The 16,551-nt window shown below is 45.8% G+C and carries 12 protein-coding genes; 7 read left to right on the forward strand and 5 right to left on the reverse strand.

All coding sequences use genetic code 11. The annotated features are described in order from the left end of the window. Nucleotides 1-210: 210 nt before the first annotated feature. The 3 genes from QUA54_RS29920 to QUA54_RS29930 form a co-directional block, all read right to left on the reverse strand. Entirely contained in the window at nucleotides 211-1,542 is a 1,332-nt protein-coding gene (locus tag QUA54_RS29920) for a serine hydrolase (protein ID WP_333418161.1), read from the reverse strand. A 289-nt stretch (nucleotides 1,543-1,831) separates the two neighbouring features. After that, complete coding sequence (locus tag QUA54_RS29925) at nucleotides 1,832-2,170, reverse strand: hypothetical protein (RefSeq protein ID WP_172191021.1); 339 nt, start codon at nucleotides 2,168-2,170, stop codon at nucleotides 1,832-1,834. Between the two features lie 31 nt (nucleotides 2,171-2,201). Further along, nucleotides 2,202-2,375 (reverse strand): hypothetical protein, encoded by a 174-nt coding sequence (locus QUA54_RS29930; protein WP_333189164.1) that lies wholly within the window; start codon nucleotides 2,373-2,375, stop codon nucleotides 2,202-2,204. A 276-nt stretch (nucleotides 2,376-2,651) separates the two neighbouring features. On the opposite strand from QUA54_RS29930, the gene QUA54_RS29935 reads away from it, so the two are divergent. Together QUA54_RS29935 and QUA54_RS29940 are read left to right on the forward strand one after the other, a co-directional pair. Continuing rightward, a complete protein-coding gene (locus QUA54_RS29935) occupies nucleotides 2,652-4,517 on the forward strand; it encodes an AAA-like domain-containing protein (protein WP_333418163.1) in 1,866 nt (621 codons plus the stop codon). A 374-nt stretch (nucleotides 4,518-4,891) separates the two neighbouring features. Further along, nucleotides 4,892-5,491, forward strand: a complete 600-nt coding sequence (locus QUA54_RS29940; protein ID WP_333418165.1) for a Uma2 family endonuclease — start codon at nucleotides 4,892-4,894, stop codon at nucleotides 5,489-5,491. Nucleotides 5,492-5,504: 13 nt separating this feature from the next. On the opposite strand, the gene QUA54_RS29945 is transcribed toward QUA54_RS29940, so the two are convergent. Next, on the reverse strand, nucleotides 5,505-6,263 hold the full coding sequence (locus QUA54_RS29945) for a 5-formyltetrahydrofolate cyclo-ligase (RefSeq protein WP_333418166.1): 759 nt from the start codon (nucleotides 6,261-6,263) through the stop codon (nucleotides 5,505-5,507). A gap of 226 nt (nucleotides 6,264-6,489) precedes the next feature. Here QUA54_RS29945 and QUA54_RS29950 point away from each other — a divergent pair, with 226 nt between their 5' ends. Beyond that, nucleotides 6,490-9,264, forward strand: a complete 2,775-nt coding sequence (locus tag QUA54_RS29950) for an AAA-like domain-containing protein (RefSeq protein WP_333418168.1) — start codon at nucleotides 6,490-6,492, stop codon at nucleotides 9,262-9,264. 88 nt (nucleotides 9,265-9,352) lie between these two features. On the opposite strand, the gene QUA54_RS29955 is transcribed toward QUA54_RS29950, so the two are convergent. Next, nucleotides 9,353-9,817, reverse strand: a complete 465-nt coding sequence (locus QUA54_RS29955) for a COP23 domain-containing protein (RefSeq protein ID WP_333418170.1) — start codon at nucleotides 9,815-9,817, stop codon at nucleotides 9,353-9,355. A 345-nt stretch (nucleotides 9,818-10,162) separates the two neighbouring features. Between QUA54_RS29955 and QUA54_RS29960 the strand changes: the two genes are divergently transcribed. The 4 genes from QUA54_RS29960 to QUA54_RS29975 all read left to right on the forward strand — a co-directional run bounded on the left by QUA54_RS29960 (nucleotide 10,163) and on the right by QUA54_RS29975 (nucleotide 16,546). After that, a complete protein-coding gene (locus tag QUA54_RS29960; RefSeq protein ID WP_333418171.1) occupies nucleotides 10,163-10,660 on the forward strand; it encodes an HNH endonuclease in 498 nt (165 codons plus the stop codon). Between the two features lie 245 nt (nucleotides 10,661-10,905). Then, the gene (locus QUA54_RS29965) at nucleotides 10,906-12,180 is read left to right on the forward strand and encodes a bifunctional oligoribonuclease/PAP phosphatase NrnA (RefSeq protein ID WP_333418173.1); all 1,275 of its coding nucleotides are present in this window, start codon (nucleotides 10,906-10,908) and stop codon (nucleotides 12,178-12,180) included. Between the two features lie 15 nt (nucleotides 12,181-12,195). Further along, nucleotides 12,196-12,363, forward strand: coding sequence for a hypothetical protein (locus QUA54_RS29970; protein ID WP_333418175.1), 168 nt, complete (start codon nucleotides 12,196-12,198; stop codon nucleotides 12,361-12,363). 541 nt (nucleotides 12,364-12,904) lie between these two features. Continuing rightward, nucleotides 12,905-16,546: a diguanylate cyclase domain-containing protein gene (locus QUA54_RS29975; RefSeq protein WP_333418177.1), complete on the forward strand. Its 3,642-nt coding sequence runs from the start codon at nucleotides 12,905-12,907 to the stop codon at nucleotides 16,544-16,546. Nucleotides 16,547-16,551 lie beyond the last annotated feature (5 nt).

Below are 16,551 nucleotides of genomic sequence, written 5' to 3' on the forward strand. Positions count from 1 at the left end.
ATAATCAGTTACACTAACCAAGGGGTTAGGCTAACCGTCCCTGGATTTTTAATCCATTTAGGTTAAACGAATCGCACTCCAGTATTATAATTATTCAACCGGACTTGATATAAGTCTCGTTAGTAAGGTGCGTCAGATCCCAAATCCTCGATCGTTCGTCCGTAACTGATTCCGGGGCACCCTACGAGTTATTTTTAGCGTGACACAATCTCAGCGCAAATTGTCAGATGCTTTCGCCGCAGGTTGGTCTAAATAATTGTAAACAATCCGCGAAATCCGACGCACAAAATCTCTCACAATCGGGTCATTGTAAGGACGTTTGACAAAAATTGCGGCTAAATAACGCTTGCCGTTGGGCATATCAATAATTCCCGCATCGCCAACCACAAAACCGATATCTCCGGTTTTGTCAGCAATCACGGCTCCTGCGCCTAAACCCGAAGGTAACAGCGTTCTAGTTGTGGTGCGCCGCAGTAATTCTAAAGCTTGTTCCCGACTCGATTCAGAAACTAATTTATCGCGAGACAGCATCGCCAGCAGCTTTACCATATCCACAGAACTTGTTGTATTTGTTCCTTGAAAATCGCCGAGCCAATTGCGAATCCTCGTATCAGTTAATCCCCAACTGCGAAAACGCTCGTTGAGTTTAGCAATTCCCCCCAAACGTTCAATAATCATGTTGGTGGCTGTATTGTCGCTGATGGTAATCATTTTATCTACGGTTTCTCTGATGCTAAACCGAGTGCCATCTGGTTCGTCTTGCATAGTTCCAGAACCGCTGGCAACTAAGTCGGACTTCATAACTAATGTTTCGTCTAGGCTAACTTTGCCTGCGTCTACATCTTGATAAAAAGCAATCAGAATTGGTAATTTGATGGTACTCGCGGCCGGAAATACGCGATCGCCCTTGATATCCAAATAGTTTCCTGTATCTAAATCCAGAAAAAACATTCCGGCGCTGAGGGATCTATACTGTTCGATCGCACTTTCAATTTGAGGCTTGATGGCTGTCATTTCCAAGCCTGTTGACATCCCCAAATCAGCGGAATAGTTTCTCTGATTTCCGGGAGAAACAGTGGGCGTAACTTGACCTGTTGTTTGTTCTATCCGGGTAATAGCTGTAGGTATCACAGACTCGTTGCCCGCTATTTGCTCTGGATTCGGCAACTGAAACGACCAGCGCGTGGCAGATTCTCTAATGACTCGGACTTGTTGCGGGTCTAACTTATAACCGGGAGTTAATTGTATGACTAACCTGGTAGTTTCCGTGTCAAACTGTCCGACTCTAATTTGTTGAATAGCTGAGTTGTAGTTTTGAGGAGTTTCGGGATATTCCAAGACTATTCCCGGTAAATCAATTACTAAGCGGGTGGGATTTGCAATGAGTTTGACTTCCGGCTGAACTCCTGAATCCGTGGTTAAATTGAGTTGGTTTTCGCTGGCATCGAAGTGCCAAGATGTTAGTGTATCAGCTTTTGCGGGCAGGGCGATCGACAAAACAGTAATTAAAGCAGGCAACAGCCATCGCAGTTTTGGAGTCATGTTTAAAGACAAAGAGTTTAACAGTGGCAACGAGAAAGCGGCGGTCACAGTGTTCTCGACCGCTTTCGAGACGAAGCACATAGGATCATACAGTCAACTCTGCCTGCCGCCGTAAATTTTTTTATTTTGTTTGAGAATATTTGGTTTTCGGGACTCATATCAAATCCGGTTCTATTACCCCTTTTTCTTCCAGTCTCGTGCAGGCGGACGAAAGTTTGTTTAGTCAGTCGTGAATTATCTTCGCCCTATTATTGTTTTGTCCGCGCGAATTGTATGCGGCTTAGATGAATTAAAGTTTTGCTGTCGCCAGATTTCTAGCATCTTCGAGCGAGTCGATCGCGGCTTTGAGCAACACTTTTTCTTTAGCAACAAATCGGCGATCGCTCAAAGGATCGTAAGCTTCCCAATTACCGCTAACTTCGCGGTCGCGCCACAAAAACCAGCAGCGGTAGATTTCCCCGCTATCAATATCATCGCACAAAGCCAGCCAATCATCCCCTGTGAGAGCGCTGGCATCTAATGCTACCAATTCAACCCACGCAAGTGCAGTACAGGCATCGATCGCCTCAGCATCAACGGAGTCAGATTTTGTAGCTGTAGGTTGCGGGGAGCAAAGTGTAGACTTCATAATTTCTCCTTAATTAAATCAATGAATTTGCCTATTTATGGAACTGCCCCGGTACGGGAATTGGAAAAGCTGTGTTTTGATGAATTTCTGATTGGTCAAATTTACCAGCCGCTGATGCTTCTGTTAAATTATTAAGTGTATTAATTGTGAAAATGGCACCTGTTCCTAAAGCGGCCATTGCCAGTCTGTGTAAGATTTTGCTCATTTGGCTGCTCCTTTTCTGCTGGGTGTCTCTACTCTAAAAAGTTAAGCGGTCATTAGCGGCGGAGATTGGGGAGTTAAGAAAAAATTTTTATACTCAAATATATTCAACTGTTGAAGCCGTTATCAGGACAGAGTTTGAGGAGTCGATCGCCCCAAAAACTACTCCAAGTAAAATGCCTTAAATTCCGGCTAGCTGACTATCTCCCTTAAAATCGCCTAAAATAGGGACTTAAGGCGTTAAACTTCCTAGATTCCTTTCCCTTTCAGTGCAAGCGAAGTGCTCAAGTCAAAACGCGATCGCGGTCGCATTCTCACTGCCTCTGGCTTAAAGAAACTTAACGAGGCGCTCCAAGAATGGTCTGACCGACATAACATTAGAGGTACTCTGACAGAAATCGAGGCTGAGTCTGGCGTCGGTGCCGATACAGTCAGCAAAATTAAGCAGGGTAGAGAAGGTGCGGATTTGAGTAAAATTCGCCAGTTGTTCGCGGCTTTTGAGATGACTCTGGCGAATGGCGACCACCGATCGGCTAAACTAGACGATGCGGAAGATGCGGGTGAGTCGGACAATTTGCCTGCTGCGGGGGAAACAGCCAACAGCAGAAGTGTTAAAGTATTTGTGAGCTACCGCAGCGCCGAACCCGATCGCGAGTTGGGAAAACAGTTAGAAACGGCCTTAAGTGCGATCGGTCATACAGTTTTTACAGCAGAAAATAACATTAGATTGGGAGATAATTGGTTCGACCGCATTAATTCCTTCCTCCAAGAATGCGATTATTTGCTCCTACTATTGCCGCCAACGGTCAGCCAAAGCGAACTGCTAACATATCAAGTTCAGCAAGCAAAAGAACTGCAAGATGCTCGCGCTGACAGAAGACCAATAATTCTCCCCATCCGCGTCGGTTTTCCGCTGAACGCGCCTCTAAATCACGACTTGCGGGGCTATCTGTACCGCATCAAACAGAGGGAATGGAAAACCACCGCCGACACTCCAATTATTATCGAAGAAGTTCTGAACTTGCTAGCAGAAGAACCCGTACCAGTTACCGAAGAAACGGAAAATTTCACACAAAAACAGCTATTAGAAATTAGCAGCGACGAAACACCTCTACCCGCCGCCGAATCGGAATTACCCGGAGGACAAGTCGATGTCGCTTCTCAATTTTATGTAGAACGCCCGCCCATCGAAGAACGCTGCTATCAAACTATTGTGCAGCCCAGTGCGTTAATTAGAATCAAAGCACCGAGACAAATGGGCAAAACTTCCTTGATGGCAAGAATTTTGCATCACGGAGCCCGTCAAGGCTATTGCACTGTGCCGCTAACTTTTCAGTTAGTAGATAAAGGCGTATTTGCCAACTTAGATAAATTCTTAAAGTGGTTTTGCGCTTACGTCGGCCGCGAGTTGCACTTAGCAAATCAATTAGACGATTATTGGGACGAGATTTTTGGCAGCAAAGTCAACTGCAAAGATTATTTTGAAAAATACATTTTACCGCAAATCGACAGTCCTTTAATTTTAGGATTAGACGAGATCGATCGCGTTTTTCAATATCCCGACATTGCCGAAGACTTTTTAGGACTGCTGCGGGCGTGGCACGAAGAATCGAAGCGGCGCGACATCTGGAAAAAACTGCGATTAATTGTAGTTCACTCCACCGAAGTTTACATCCCGATGAACATCAATCAATCGCCTTTCAACGTCGGGCTGCCAGTAGATTTGCCCGAATTCAACTCTCAGCAAATACAAGATTTAGCAGCGCGCCACAACTTGAATTGGTCGGAAGCCGAAGTTGAGGAATTGATGGCAATTGTCGGGGGACATCCGTATTTAGTGCGAGTTGCATTATATCACATTTCGCGATCGGATTTGACGCTCGATGAATTAAAAGAAACTGCGATCGCAGATGCTGGAATTTATAGCGACCATTTGCGCCGGCAGTTGTGGAATTTAGAAGAATATCCAGAGTTGGCGCAGGGAATGAGAGAGATTGCAGCGGCGGATTCTCCGGTGCCATTAAAAGCGATGCAGGCGTTTAAATTAGACAGCTTGGGGTTGGTGAGATTGCAGGGGAACGAGTGCGTGCCGAGGTGCGAGTTGTACCGGCAATATTTTCGATCGCACTTAAGCGCGATCGTCTAAGTCCTATCGCTCTGCTATCCTATAATTCCAGATATGGTAGAGGCGGGTAAACCTGCCAATAATTGCCTAAAATGAACAATCTCATAAACCCGCCCCCACCAAACGACAAATCACAATCTACCTCTTTTTAAATTAAAACAGCCAATGAACGATATTTTTTTAATAACTTCCGATAATTGGCTAGATTGGATAACCGTGTTTGGTTATCTAGCCTTTACAGCTTTCATTGCATGGCGCGTATTCACCACAAAGTAGATAGATTATGAAATTACCTTCTTCCTCTTCTTCTTCTTTCTTACTTCGCGTCCTTCGCGCCTTCGCGGTTCGTTAAATAAACAGTAAAATAAGACAATAATCAACTAGCCAATACAGTTATGCCGCTCGTCGAAAGTGTCGCAGCAATTCCGAACGCTCTGATTTGGCGCTTGAGCATTGAGCAGTATCATGCCATAATTCAAGCTGGCATTCTCACGGATGATGACTCTGTAGAATTGCTGGAAGGTTGGCTGGTTTTCAAAATTCCCAAAAATCCACCGCATCGAGCAACAACTCGTCTTGTCAGAACAGCTTTAGAGAACATTTTACCTGCGGGGTGGTATGTTGATTCCCAAGAACCGATAACGCTATCAAACAGCGAACCAGAACCTGATATAGTGGTTGTTCGAGGGGATACGCTACAGTATCTCGATCGGCATCCTGGTGCTGAAGATATTGCCCTGATTGTTGAAGTATCCGATACGACGCTTCAGCGCGATCGAACAGTAAAAAAACGGATTTATGCCCGCGCTGGAATTTCCATTTATTGGATTGTGAATCTTGTGGAAGAACAGGTGGAGGTGTACTCTCAACCTGTTGTGGAAGTTGAGCAGCCAGATTACAGTCAAAGGTTAGATTTTGGGCGATCGGCTGTTATACCGATTATTATTGAAGGAATAGAAATTGGGGCGATCGCTGTAAATTCTCTTTTGCCTTGATTTTGATTGAAAGCTATTGGTTATTGGTTAATTGCTCTCTCAACTTTCGCAAAATCGGAATTTGTGCCAACTGTTCCGGCCGTATACTATCCCAGTTTAACCCTGTCGGACGCGGATAACTTGTATTAGTTTCAATTACCTCCTCAGCAGTAACAATCCAATTCAGCGCCCAATCGTGAGCTTGCATTGGTAAACGCAAATCTTCGACTATTTGCAAAGGATGCACTGTTGTCACAATTGGCGTATCGATTTGTACTAACCCGAATTCCTTCAACATAGCCAATTCCAAATCGGCAAAACCTGCACCTTTCCCGGTTCTTCCACCGTTGGGACCCGCCGCTACGCAGCCGACTATTACTAAATCAATCGGCTCCATTTCTGCAAAACTTACCAATTTTCCCCAAGCGAGTGCTTTGCGGGCGATCGCACTTTCGGCAATTGATATATTTTGTCTCTGCAAATCCTCAGCAGTTAACTCAACAAAACAGCGCGTGCTTGTCAAGCGCGGTACTGCCATATACAGGCGTTTTCCCTCCTGCAAAGCTCGCCATCGTACCGGAATTTGTGGCGAATCTGGATTGCACTTAATGGTTTTTGCTTGTTGCCATATTGGTAAAGTTGCCAATCTTTCGGCAGCCAACTCAGCACCGACAAAGTTGGGAATATGACCAAACGGATCGCCAATAGATGCGGATTCCTGCTTCAGCAAAGACCAAATTTCAGCTCTTAACTTGTCTTTGTCGTGGTTGTATCCAGTCCAATCAGTTTTCATGCTGTAAGTAGAAGGAAGAAGGAAGAAGGAAGAAGGAAGAAGGAAAAATTCTCATCTAGCAACTTTTTTAGCCCTTTTTATCTGAGATTTAATTAAGTATATTCATTTATTGTGGTACAATTAATCATACAAAATTATAATAACCCCTCGATTATTTAGTCTCTTAGAGAGAGACTTCGTTTGACTCTCTTTGCGGTTTAAACCGCCGAAGGTTCTTTTTGATTTTATGAATTTTACAACAAAGCCCAGTTACTATCAAGTCGGTGGGAGTTTGACAAATAACGCTCCAAATTATGTGAAGCGGCAAGCAGACGACGACCTTTATAACGGATTGAAAGCCGGAGAATTTTGTTATGTTTTGAATTCCCGGCAAATGGGCAAATCTAGCTTGCAGGTGCGGACAATTCAGCGGCTGAGAAATGAAGGAATTGCTTGTGCTGCGATCGACATTTCGGAAATTGGCAACCGCGGCGTCACTCCTGAACAGTGGTATGCTGGTTTGCTACGCATTCTCGAAAATAACTTTAACCTGTCGGATATTGTCAACGTGCGGACTTGGTGGCGCGATCGCAATTTTTTAACCCCGGTTCAAAGATTGAGCGAATTCATCGAAACCGTACTCTTACCCAACATTTCCAGCAATATTGTCATTTTTATTGACGAAATCGACAGCATTCTCGCCCTAGATTTTCCCGCCGATGATTTTTTAGCCTTAATTCGATCGTGCTACAACAAGCGCGCCAACAATTCAGAGTTCGATCGCCTAACTTGGGCTCTCTTAGGTGTAGCATCGCCCACGGATTTGTGCCGCGAGCAATATGCCAGCATCAATACCCCTTTTAATATTGGCAAGGCGATCGAATTAACTGGTTTTGACGAAACAGAAGCTCAACCGCTAGCAGCGGGGTTGGCAGAGCTTACAGACAGCCCTCATGAAGTTTTGAGAGAGGTTTTGTATTGGACGGGCGGGCAGCCTTTTTTGACTCAAAAGCTGTGCAAACTTCTGCTGGAAAATCCACAATTAATCCCGAATTTACCCCCCCCAGCCGCCCCTTGCCAACGGGGGGAGAAAGATGCAGCCGCCCCTTGCCAAGAGGGGGAAAAAGATAAAATTAACACTTCTCAAGAGTGGGTTGAGAAGGTAGTGCACTTGAAAATCGTGGAAAATTGGGAAACTCAAGATGTTCCCGAACATTTGTCCACAATTCGCGATCGGCTTTTCAAAGAAAACCAGCGCATTGTCAGGAGACTCGGATTGTATCAGCAAATTTTAGAGCAAGCTGAAATTGTCCCCGATGGCAGTGCCGAACAAATGGAATTGCGATTGAGCGGATTAATCGTTAAGCACGGGGAAAAATTAACAATTTCTAATCCTATTTATGAAGCTGTATTTAACCAAGAGTTAATTGAACAAAAATTAGAAAATCTCTCGCCTTACTCGGAAGCTATCAAACTCTGGCTAAATTCTAGCTGTGAAGATAATTCTCAACTGTTGCGAGGGGATGATTTGCAGTCAGCATTAGTTTGGGCGGCAGGAAAAAGTTTGAGAAACGAAGATTTTCAGTTTTTGACTGCCAGCCAGAAAGTTATTTTGAGCGACCAAAATCAACTGTTGCATTCAGCTACACTAGAAACCCAAAAAGCTGTGTGTGATGCCGAAAAAGCTTTGATGGAAGCTGACTCTGCCAAACAAAAAGCCAAACAGTGGATCAGAATCGGTTCTGCGGTACTGGCAGCATCGTTACTAGGGGCGATCGGCTTTTCAACTCTCGCTTACCAGCGGTTTAAACTAGCACAAGCAAGTATTGAAATCGAACAAAATGGCAGCGATGCTTTACTGTTAGCGGTATCTCAAAAAACCGAAAACAGCGAAGCTTTATCAGAAGCTTTACTGAGGGCGATCGCCTCGGGAAAAAGATTAAAAACGTTGGTTGAAAACAAACACAAGCTAGAAGAATATCCGGCAACTAGGCCGCTGTTAGCCTTACAAGTAATTCTTGATAAAATTAGTGAACAACAGCAGATGCAAGCATCATCACTTCCGCAAACCAAGATAAAGTGGCAAGCTCATAAAGGTGCAGTTACCAGCATCAGTTTTAGCCCAACCAGGAAAATGTTAGCAACCGCAGGAATAGATGATAGGGTTCGGATTTGGAACTTTTCCGGGCAAAAAATTGCTGAATGGAAAGCTTTGCAGCAGTCAGTTAATATGGTAAACTTTAGCCCAAACGGTAAATTTTTAGCGACTGCCGGAAGGGACAGCACCGTTAAATTCTGGAATTTATCAGGTAAAAATATTTCTCAATTGAAAGGAATTCAAGGCTCTGTTACCAGCATCAGTTTTAGTCCCGAAGGAAAGTTGTTAGCTGCGGCAGGAATAGACAGCAAGGCTGCAATTTGGAAATTGTCAAATCTGCCCAAATTAGCATCACCTAGCGTGCAAATACCGGGCCACAACGGCTTAGTTAGAAGCGTAAATTTTAGCCCAGAAGGCGATTTTTTAACAACTTTAGATGGCAAATCTACAGTCCGAATTTGGAATTTGTCGGGAAAGCTGAAAAAAATACTGCCACTTCAGGCAATTGGGCTCAGTTTCAGTTCGGATCAACACCAAAATCGCTTTGCAACAGTAACATTGAATGGCAAAGTCGCCCTGTGGGATATGTCAGAAAAAGAATTAGTTAATGAATTTCAAACATTGCATTTTGATGCGAAAGCAATTAGTTTTAGTCCCGACGGAGAACGGCTTGCTACAGTGGGAATTGACAAGAGTGTGCGGCTGTGGAATTTAGCGGGGCGACAGGTTGCTCAATTTGACTTCGAGGAGAATGTTGTTAGTGTCAGTTGGAGTCGAGACGGAAAGCAAATTGCTGTAGCTGGAAGCAACGGCACTGTCTGGCTGAGGCAGGTTGAAGGGTTAGAAGAATTGCTGAAGCAAAGCTGCAATTTTTTCACCACTCAACCGAAGTATTTTACACGAGTTTCAACTATCTGCAAGTAGGGACACGGCAATGCCGTGTCCTCTCAATAATCTGCAAGTATGACACGGCAATGCCGTTTTCCTACCCGTAGCTAATGACTTCTGACTATCAATTTATCTTAACCGGCGAAACACTTACATTAGGATTTTTGACTTTTCTTAAGAGTTCTTGTCGGGCTTGTTCGGGATTTTGCCCTTTGGGTACTTGATATAATAATCTACAGGAACCGTCTTGAGAATTAGCTGCACAAATAATTAGTTGACCGCTGGGAGATGCACCTGATGTGATAATATTGTCCCAGTTGCCTTGCGGTTGCGAGTTGTTGAGAATTCCCGAGACTCGGGTGCACCGAGTAATCGCGTCTTCTCCCGATTCATTGAAATAGTTATCAGCTAGCCACAGAATAACGGGAATATTTTTGCCTTGTTGGACAGCAATTGTAGCTGGGTAGCCGCCAGCAGCGCCGCAGAAGAATGAAGGCGTTTGGGCAAAGGCGGGACTGTTGGCTAAAATCGGAGCAACAAGGGCAATAATTGACGCGCTAAAAGCTGACTTTAAGAGCCGAAATTCCATGAGCAGTAATAAGCTTTTTCATTTAAGGTTACTAATACTTTAAAAAGTTAGACTGCTTTTTGCCGGGAAGATTAGGCATTTAGGGAAAAAAATAAAATTAATTATGCAAATTTTTGCCGATCGCATACACTTGCCTCATCTAGGCCAAAACTCAGGGGAAAATGCTACTTGACAAACGCCTGCGCCAGAAAATAGGTGCAGCCACAGTGGGCGCAGGCGCGAAGGTATAGGGTAAAGGTGCGGTTTTTCACCGTTTTTTGCTGAGCCTCGCTCTTCCTGAGGCCGTCCCACCTAAACTCGAACCTGTGTTAACATCGGGAAAAATATTCTCTTTAATAATCAACAATGGGCAATGTTCTGGTGCTGAACGCCTCCTACGAACCCCTTAACATCACCAATTGGCGAAGGGCGGTAGTTTTGTTGCTGAAAGGAAAAGCAGAACAGGTAGAACACAACGGGAAATTTATTGCGCCAAATTTTCCGCTACCAACTGTGATCCGACTGCGGCATTACGTCCGAGTTCCCTATAAGGATATTCCGCTTACCCGCCGGAACATCTTGCACCGGGACGCGCACTCTTGTCAATACTGCGGTTATACCGGGGACGATTTGACGCTCGATCACGTGATTCCCCGATCGCGCGGAGGAGGCGACTCTTGGGAAAACCTCGCTACGGCGTGCGTCCGCTGCAATGTCAATAAAGGCAGCCGCACGCCAAAAGAAGCGGGAATGCCGCTGCGCTATCCGCCGAGGAAACCTCACAGCGGTCTTTATTTTGAAGTGACTAAACACGTTAAGAGCGGTATGCACAAAGAATGGCAAAAATATGTAATAGGCCTTTAAAACCCCTGTCAGCGCAAGCGCGGGGGTTTTTTGCGGAAGTTCTGATTTCTGAGATTGGTTCCTTCCTCGCAACGCACCCGGGGTGCACGAGTTAAAAAGTTAAAAAGTTAAAGACAGAATTTACGCTCTTAAATCCGGTTTCTCGTAAGAAGTATTGGCTTTGACAACAAGGCATCTACAAGCAAACCGGGTTTAAAAGCGAATGTCGCGCAAATCCTGAATAGTTAAATTGTTAATTTTTAACAATGAAAGACCATTTCCCTGCTAATTCCGATGAAACATCTGATAACCGCGAAGGTGAGCTTGAACCCAGCATCGAGGTTGTACCCAGAGTGAGTGCGCCTGCGAAACGGCGCAGCAAAGCCGAAGTTGCTTCCGAAGAGAATCGCACCAGTCTCCGCGAGGAATTGCACGATCGCAAAGTCGAGCAATTGCGCCAAATGTTCGATCGGCACAAAGGCACTCGCCAGTTAATATTGCTACAAGATTTTCCCGACCCCGACGCACTTTCAAGCGCTTGGACTTACAAATTAATCGCCGAACAGTACGATATCCAATGCGAGATTATCTACGCCGGCGCTCTCAGCCACCAAGAAAATATTGCCTTAGTTAAATTGACAGGGTTGCCGTTGCAGCGGTGGACGCTCGAAACATTAAAAACTAAGGATTTGTCGGTGTATCAGGGCTGCGCTTTCATCGACAACCAAGGGACGACTTGTAACTTAACCCAGTTTATTTTAGCGGCTGGAGTTCCGATCGCCGCCGTCATCGACCATCACAATTTGCAGGGGGAAATGAACGCAGAATTTACCGATTTGCGTCCTCAAATCCGCGCTACAGCCACGATTTTGACCGAGTATTTACAGGCTGGACTCCTAACTCTCGACGGCAGCGTCAGCCTGCACATCAAGTGCGCTACAGCTTTGATGCACGGTTTGCGATCGGATACTAACGCCCTCAGACAAGCTCAGGAAGAGGACTTTTTAGCTGCGGCTTATTTGAGCCGGTTTTACGACCCGCAGTTGCTGAATGCGGTGTTGCTGTCGTCTCGTTCTAAGTGGGTGATGGACGCCATCGAGGGAGCGCTCAAAAACCGCACCGTCCAGAACAATTTTTCGATCGCCGGCATCGGCTACCTCCGCTATGACGATCGGGATTCTATTCCCCAAGCGGCGGACTTTTTAGTAACAGAGGAGAACGTACATACAGCCGTTGTTTATGGAATTGTTCACGACAAAGACGAAGAAATTGAAGTAGTAATTGGCTCGCTGCGAACTACTAAACTCACTCTCGACCCCGACGAATTTATTAAAGAAGCTTTCGGTCAAGATGCTCAAGGACGCTTTTTTGGCGGTGGTAGAAGTCAAGCAGGAGGTTTTGAAATTCCGGTAGGATTTCTTTCCGGCGACAATGAGAATAGCGATTATGCGAGGCTGAAATGGGAAGTATTCGATACCCAGATAAAGCAAAAGTTGCTGAAATTAATTAGTCCTAAAGACAATCCTGTTTACGATCATTAACTCTGGAGTTTGTAGATGCGGTATTTCTTCCAGCAACAGCCTGGGAAGGCGATCGCTGGGTTCGACCTCCGGTTGCTACCAGGTTTTGCCGCGTTTTTTTCTGCTTCCGGGCAAAATCTCAACTTGACGATCGGTCATCTACGCACTCTAACTCTCATCAACCGGTTTTTTAACTTTTATTGAGGGTTTGAACGAAGTAAGGGGTTTAAAAAACCCGGTTGATTATTCCTGGAATAACAAGAATAAATTTTATTATTTTCCACAAATACACCAAAGAAACCTTTTTTTAACTATTGTCAATAAAAACAACAAAGTATTTTGAAAAACCAACCCGATTGCTGGAAAAACTTAGTTTTATATAGCTTACTAAACTCACAACATAATCCTTGGTCTTTAAAAAATCTACAAGATTAATTATTTGATATTTCCTATTAATTGGCTAAATAAATTACAAGTTTTTAGAGTTTGTGAGAAAATTTTAGCTAAGTTTTTATATAAAAACTCCGCCCAAGAAGCCAAATAGATCCGGAAAAACATAAATTATTGGCTTACTCACATAAAAAATAAAATTTGTACCATTTCATTAAAGTTTTAATCCAAACATAAAGTGTTGGTTTCGTTCCTCAACCAAACAAGCAGTTGCTACGGCTTAAAACAAATTATTATATTTTTTGGTGGCGGGTTAGAATAGTAAAAAATGCTTAACAAAAAAAGGAACACGGAGATGTCTACAAAAGAGACTTTCTCTTGGTCGTTAGAGAATATTCTAGAAAAAATTTCTGAAATTGCACTTAAAATCAACGACTTGGGTGATCTGGAGACAATTTTGCAATGTGCGGTAGAAGAAACCAGGGTGCTGCTGCAAACCGATCGCGTGATTATTTATCGCTTCCTACTACAGGGAGATGGCGTAGTATTTGCTGAATCGGTTGATGCTCAGTGGCCGCGAATCTTAGGAAAACAGATTTATGATTCTTGCTTTGAAGCTACCTGGGTAGAGCGTTACAGCCAGGGACAAACTAGCAGCATTTCTGATATTCACAGCGGTCATCTTCAAGCTTGTGATGTCGAATTGCTCGATCGCATCCAGGTTCAGGCAAATTTAGTTGTGCCAATCTTGCTAGATGGCAAACAGCAGCAATCTCAGAAGCTTTGGGGACTGTTGATTGCTCATCAATGCCGAAGTCCGCGTCAGTGGGAACCTCTCGACGTTCAGATCCTGCAACACGTTGCAGTGCTGCTTGGATTGAGGATGCGGCACCTGATATCTCATCACCCGGTGCTGCCGCCAAATCAACCGCCGGAACTCAAAACAGAACCGAATCAAACTGCGATTAATACAGACAGCGCGCCAATAGTCCATGAAAATTGCCTGCAACCAGAGTTTGCCTGTTCCCTGAGCGGGGGTATTGTCCACCTCAGAGCCTTTGAGTTATTGCAAAATCCGATCTGGATATTTGATATTGAGCATTTGCAAATGTGGTGGGCCAACCAAGCATCCTTGTACCTGTGGAATGCTTCTAGCTGGCAAGAACTTGCGAGCCGCAACTTTAGCGATGTGTCAGAGTCTACTCGGATTCGCTTGCAGACATATCTGCAGCAGTTTAAGCAAGGCAAAACCTTGTCCGAGCAGTGGACGTTTTACCCGGGCGGTCAGCCTGTTTCTGTCCGCTGTCGGTGTTCTGGGATCGGGATAGAGAGCGGGCGTTTGGCAATGCTGATCGAGGGTACGGTCGAAAGCGCTCATCAAATGGAGCCGGAAATCCTGCGATCGATCGAGGCACTCCGGCACACCACGCTCATGGTTTCCCTGTACACCCTAGAAGGCTTACCGCTGCTGGAAAACCCGGCGGCCTTGCGCTGTTATGGGGATGCGCTGCACCCTCGCTCTGCGTCAGACAATGCTTTTCTGAGCCACTTTGTTGACCCTCAGGTAGGAGAGCGAGCAATGGGAGTTCAAGGGTACGGCGAGGTCTCGATCACTGAGGCTCAAGTGATTACTCTGGCGGGGATTCGCTGGCACAGGATCGACGTGCGGTGTACCAAAGACCCGGTAACAGGCAACCCGATGTTGGTCGTCAACGAAAATGACATTACCGCTAGTCGCCAGCAAACAGAAACTGCCCTGCAACAGAATGAAACCAGGTTGTCAGAAGCCCAGCGGGTTGCCCACATCGGTAACTGGGAATGGGACGCGATGACGGGTAAAATTACCTGGTCTCCCCAACTATTTGAGATTTTGGGACGCGACAGGGCACTGGGCGAACCTACCTATGAAGAAAACCTGCGGATTTACCATCCCGAAAGTGCCAAACAGCTACATATGGTTGTTCAACGAGCGCTGACTCGGGGAGAGCCTTATCTATTGCGCCTCAAAGTCTTGCGCCCGAATGGTTCTATCCGCCATACCGAAGCCAGAGGACAGGTCGAACTCAATGCAGAGGGACAAGTCATTCGGTTGTTTGGTACATCCCAAGACATTACGGATCTTGTCCAGGCGGAAACAGAACTCAGAGAAATGAGTACAGCTCTTGCTAATGCGGTGGACGGCATCTCGCGCCTGGATATTTTCGGACGGTATATCACCGTTAATCAAGCCTACGCCAATATAGCGGGTTATCAACCTGAAGAAATGGTGGGTATGAATTGGCAGAAAACAGTTCATCCCGAGGACTGCGACAGGATGATAGCGGCTTATCAAAAAATGCGAGCCGAGGGCCGAGTGGAGGTTGAGGCCCGCGGTATCAGGAAAGATGGTTCGATTTTTTACAAGCAATTGGTGATGTTGGCAGCCTACGACTCGCAGGAGCGCGCGATCGGGCATCACTGCTTTATGAAGGATATCACCGATCGCAAGCAAGCAGAAGCAGCATTAAAACAAGAGTTCGAGCGTCTGAGTATAGTGATTGCTACCCAACAGAAAATCGCCATCCACAATCCCAATCTCGATGCAGTCATGGCCGTGATTGCAGAGAGGACTCAAGATTTGACCCGCGCCGATGGAGCAGTGATTGAAATTCTGGAAGGGGATGAATTGGTGTATCGGGCAGCCAGCGGTATCGCCACCCCCTATATTGGATTACGGATCAAAGTAGGGACAAGTTTATCGGGAAAATGTATTGCGACGGGGCAAATCATGCTTTGCGAGGATTCAGAAACCGATGCACGGGTAAATCGGGCTGCCTGTGAGCGCATTGGTCTCCGGTCAATGGTGGTTGTTCCCTTGTTCTATCAGGACGATCGGGTTGGCGTCTTAAAAGTGCTTTCAGCTACACCCTCTGCCTTTACAGAGTCAGATATCCAGACTTTACAACTGATGGCCGGGTTTCTCGCAAGCAGCCTGCATCTGGCTTCAGAATTTGATGCTAAGAACATTCTCCTGAGTCAATTGCAGGAAAGCGAGGAACGGTACCGTTCTGTGATTATCACCATGACAGAAGGTGTTGTACTCCAGCTAGCAGACGGACAAATTACTGCCTGCAATGCTAGTGCCGAAAGGATTACCGGGCTGACCCCGGAGCAAATGATGGGGCACACATCGATAGAAGATTTAGACTGGCGAACCGTTCGGGAGGATGGCGAACCGTTCCCAGGCGAACAGCATCCGGCAACGATTACCCTGCGCACGGGACAACCGCAATCGAATGTGGTGATGGGCATTCACAAATCGGATAAAACGCTGACTTGGATTTCGATTAATTCTCAACCGCTGTTCCATCTCAATCAGTCTCAACCCTATGCAGTAGTGACGACTTTTGCTGATATTACAGAACGCAAGCGGGCAGATGAGATGCTAAGACACCGGGCGGAACGAGAAAGATTAATTGCTACGACAGATGGGCTAACACAAGTAGCAAACCGCCGCTGTTTTGATGAGCGGTTGCAGTCGGAATGGCACCGACTGATGCAGGGCAAACAACAGCTTTCGTTGATTATGTTGGATGTAGATTATTTCAAGCGATATAACGATTGCTACGGACATCAAGCTGGGGATACTTGTTTGGTGAAAGTAGCGAAAGCCGCAGCAGCCGCGGTTAAACGTTCTACCGATTTGTTTGTGCGCTATGGGGGCGAAGAATTCGCTGCTATCCTGCCGAATACGGATGCTGCAGGGGCGATCGCGGTTGCGGAGTCGATGCGTCAGGCAATCCGACAGTTGGCAGTCCCTCACGAGCAATCTGATGTGAGCGCGATCGTGACCGTTAGCATGGGAATTGCGACTGTGATTCCCTCCTTGGCAACATCACCGGATGAACTCGTTGCCCTCGCCGATCGAGCATTGTACGATGCGAAACGACAAGGGCGCGATCGCTACACAAGCGCAAACCAGATGACGGCGCCAGAGGTCAATCCAGTTGTAGAATAGGCAAA

Source organism: Microcoleus sp. MOSTC5 (genome assembly GCF_036701825.1).
Lineage (GTDB): Bacteria > Cyanobacteriota > Cyanobacteriia > Cyanobacteriales > Microcoleaceae > Microcoleus > Microcoleus asticus.

Excerpts from the sequence above, each read along its gene's own strand:
- QUA54_RS29920 (WP_333418161.1), bottom strand. The coding sequence starts at position 1,542 with ATGACTCCAAAACTGCGATGGCTGTTGCCTGCTTTAATTACTGTTTTG.
- QUA54_RS29925 (WP_172191021.1), bottom strand. The coding sequence starts at position 2,170 with ATGAAGTCTACACTTTGCTCCCCGCAACCTACAGCTACAAAATCTGAC.
- QUA54_RS29930 (WP_333189164.1), bottom strand. The coding sequence starts at position 2,375 with ATGAGCAAAATCTTACACAGACTGGCAATGGCCGCTTTAGGAACAGGT.
- QUA54_RS29940 (WP_333418165.1), top strand. The coding sequence starts at position 4,892 with ATGCCGCTCGTCGAAAGTGTCGCAGCAATTCCGAACGCTCTGATTTGG.
- QUA54_RS29945 (WP_333418166.1), bottom strand. The coding sequence starts at position 6,263 with ATGAAAACTGATTGGACTGGATACAACCACGACAAAGACAAGTTAAGA.
- QUA54_RS29950 (WP_333418168.1), top strand. The coding sequence starts at position 6,490 with ATGAATTTTACAACAAAGCCCAGTTACTATCAAGTCGGTGGGAGTTTG.
- QUA54_RS29955 (WP_333418170.1), bottom strand. The coding sequence starts at position 9,817 with ATGGAATTTCGGCTCTTAAAGTCAGCTTTTAGCGCGTCAATTATTGCC.
- QUA54_RS29960 (WP_333418171.1), top strand. The coding sequence starts at position 10,163 with ATGGGCAATGTTCTGGTGCTGAACGCCTCCTACGAACCCCTTAACATC.
- QUA54_RS29965 (WP_333418173.1), top strand. The coding sequence starts at position 10,906 with ATGAAAGACCATTTCCCTGCTAATTCCGATGAAACATCTGATAACCGC.
- QUA54_RS29970 (WP_333418175.1), top strand. The coding sequence starts at position 12,196 with ATGCGGTATTTCTTCCAGCAACAGCCTGGGAAGGCGATCGCTGGGTTC.
- QUA54_RS29975 (WP_333418177.1), top strand. The coding sequence starts at position 12,905 with ATGTCTACAAAAGAGACTTTCTCTTGGTCGTTAGAGAATATTCTAGAA.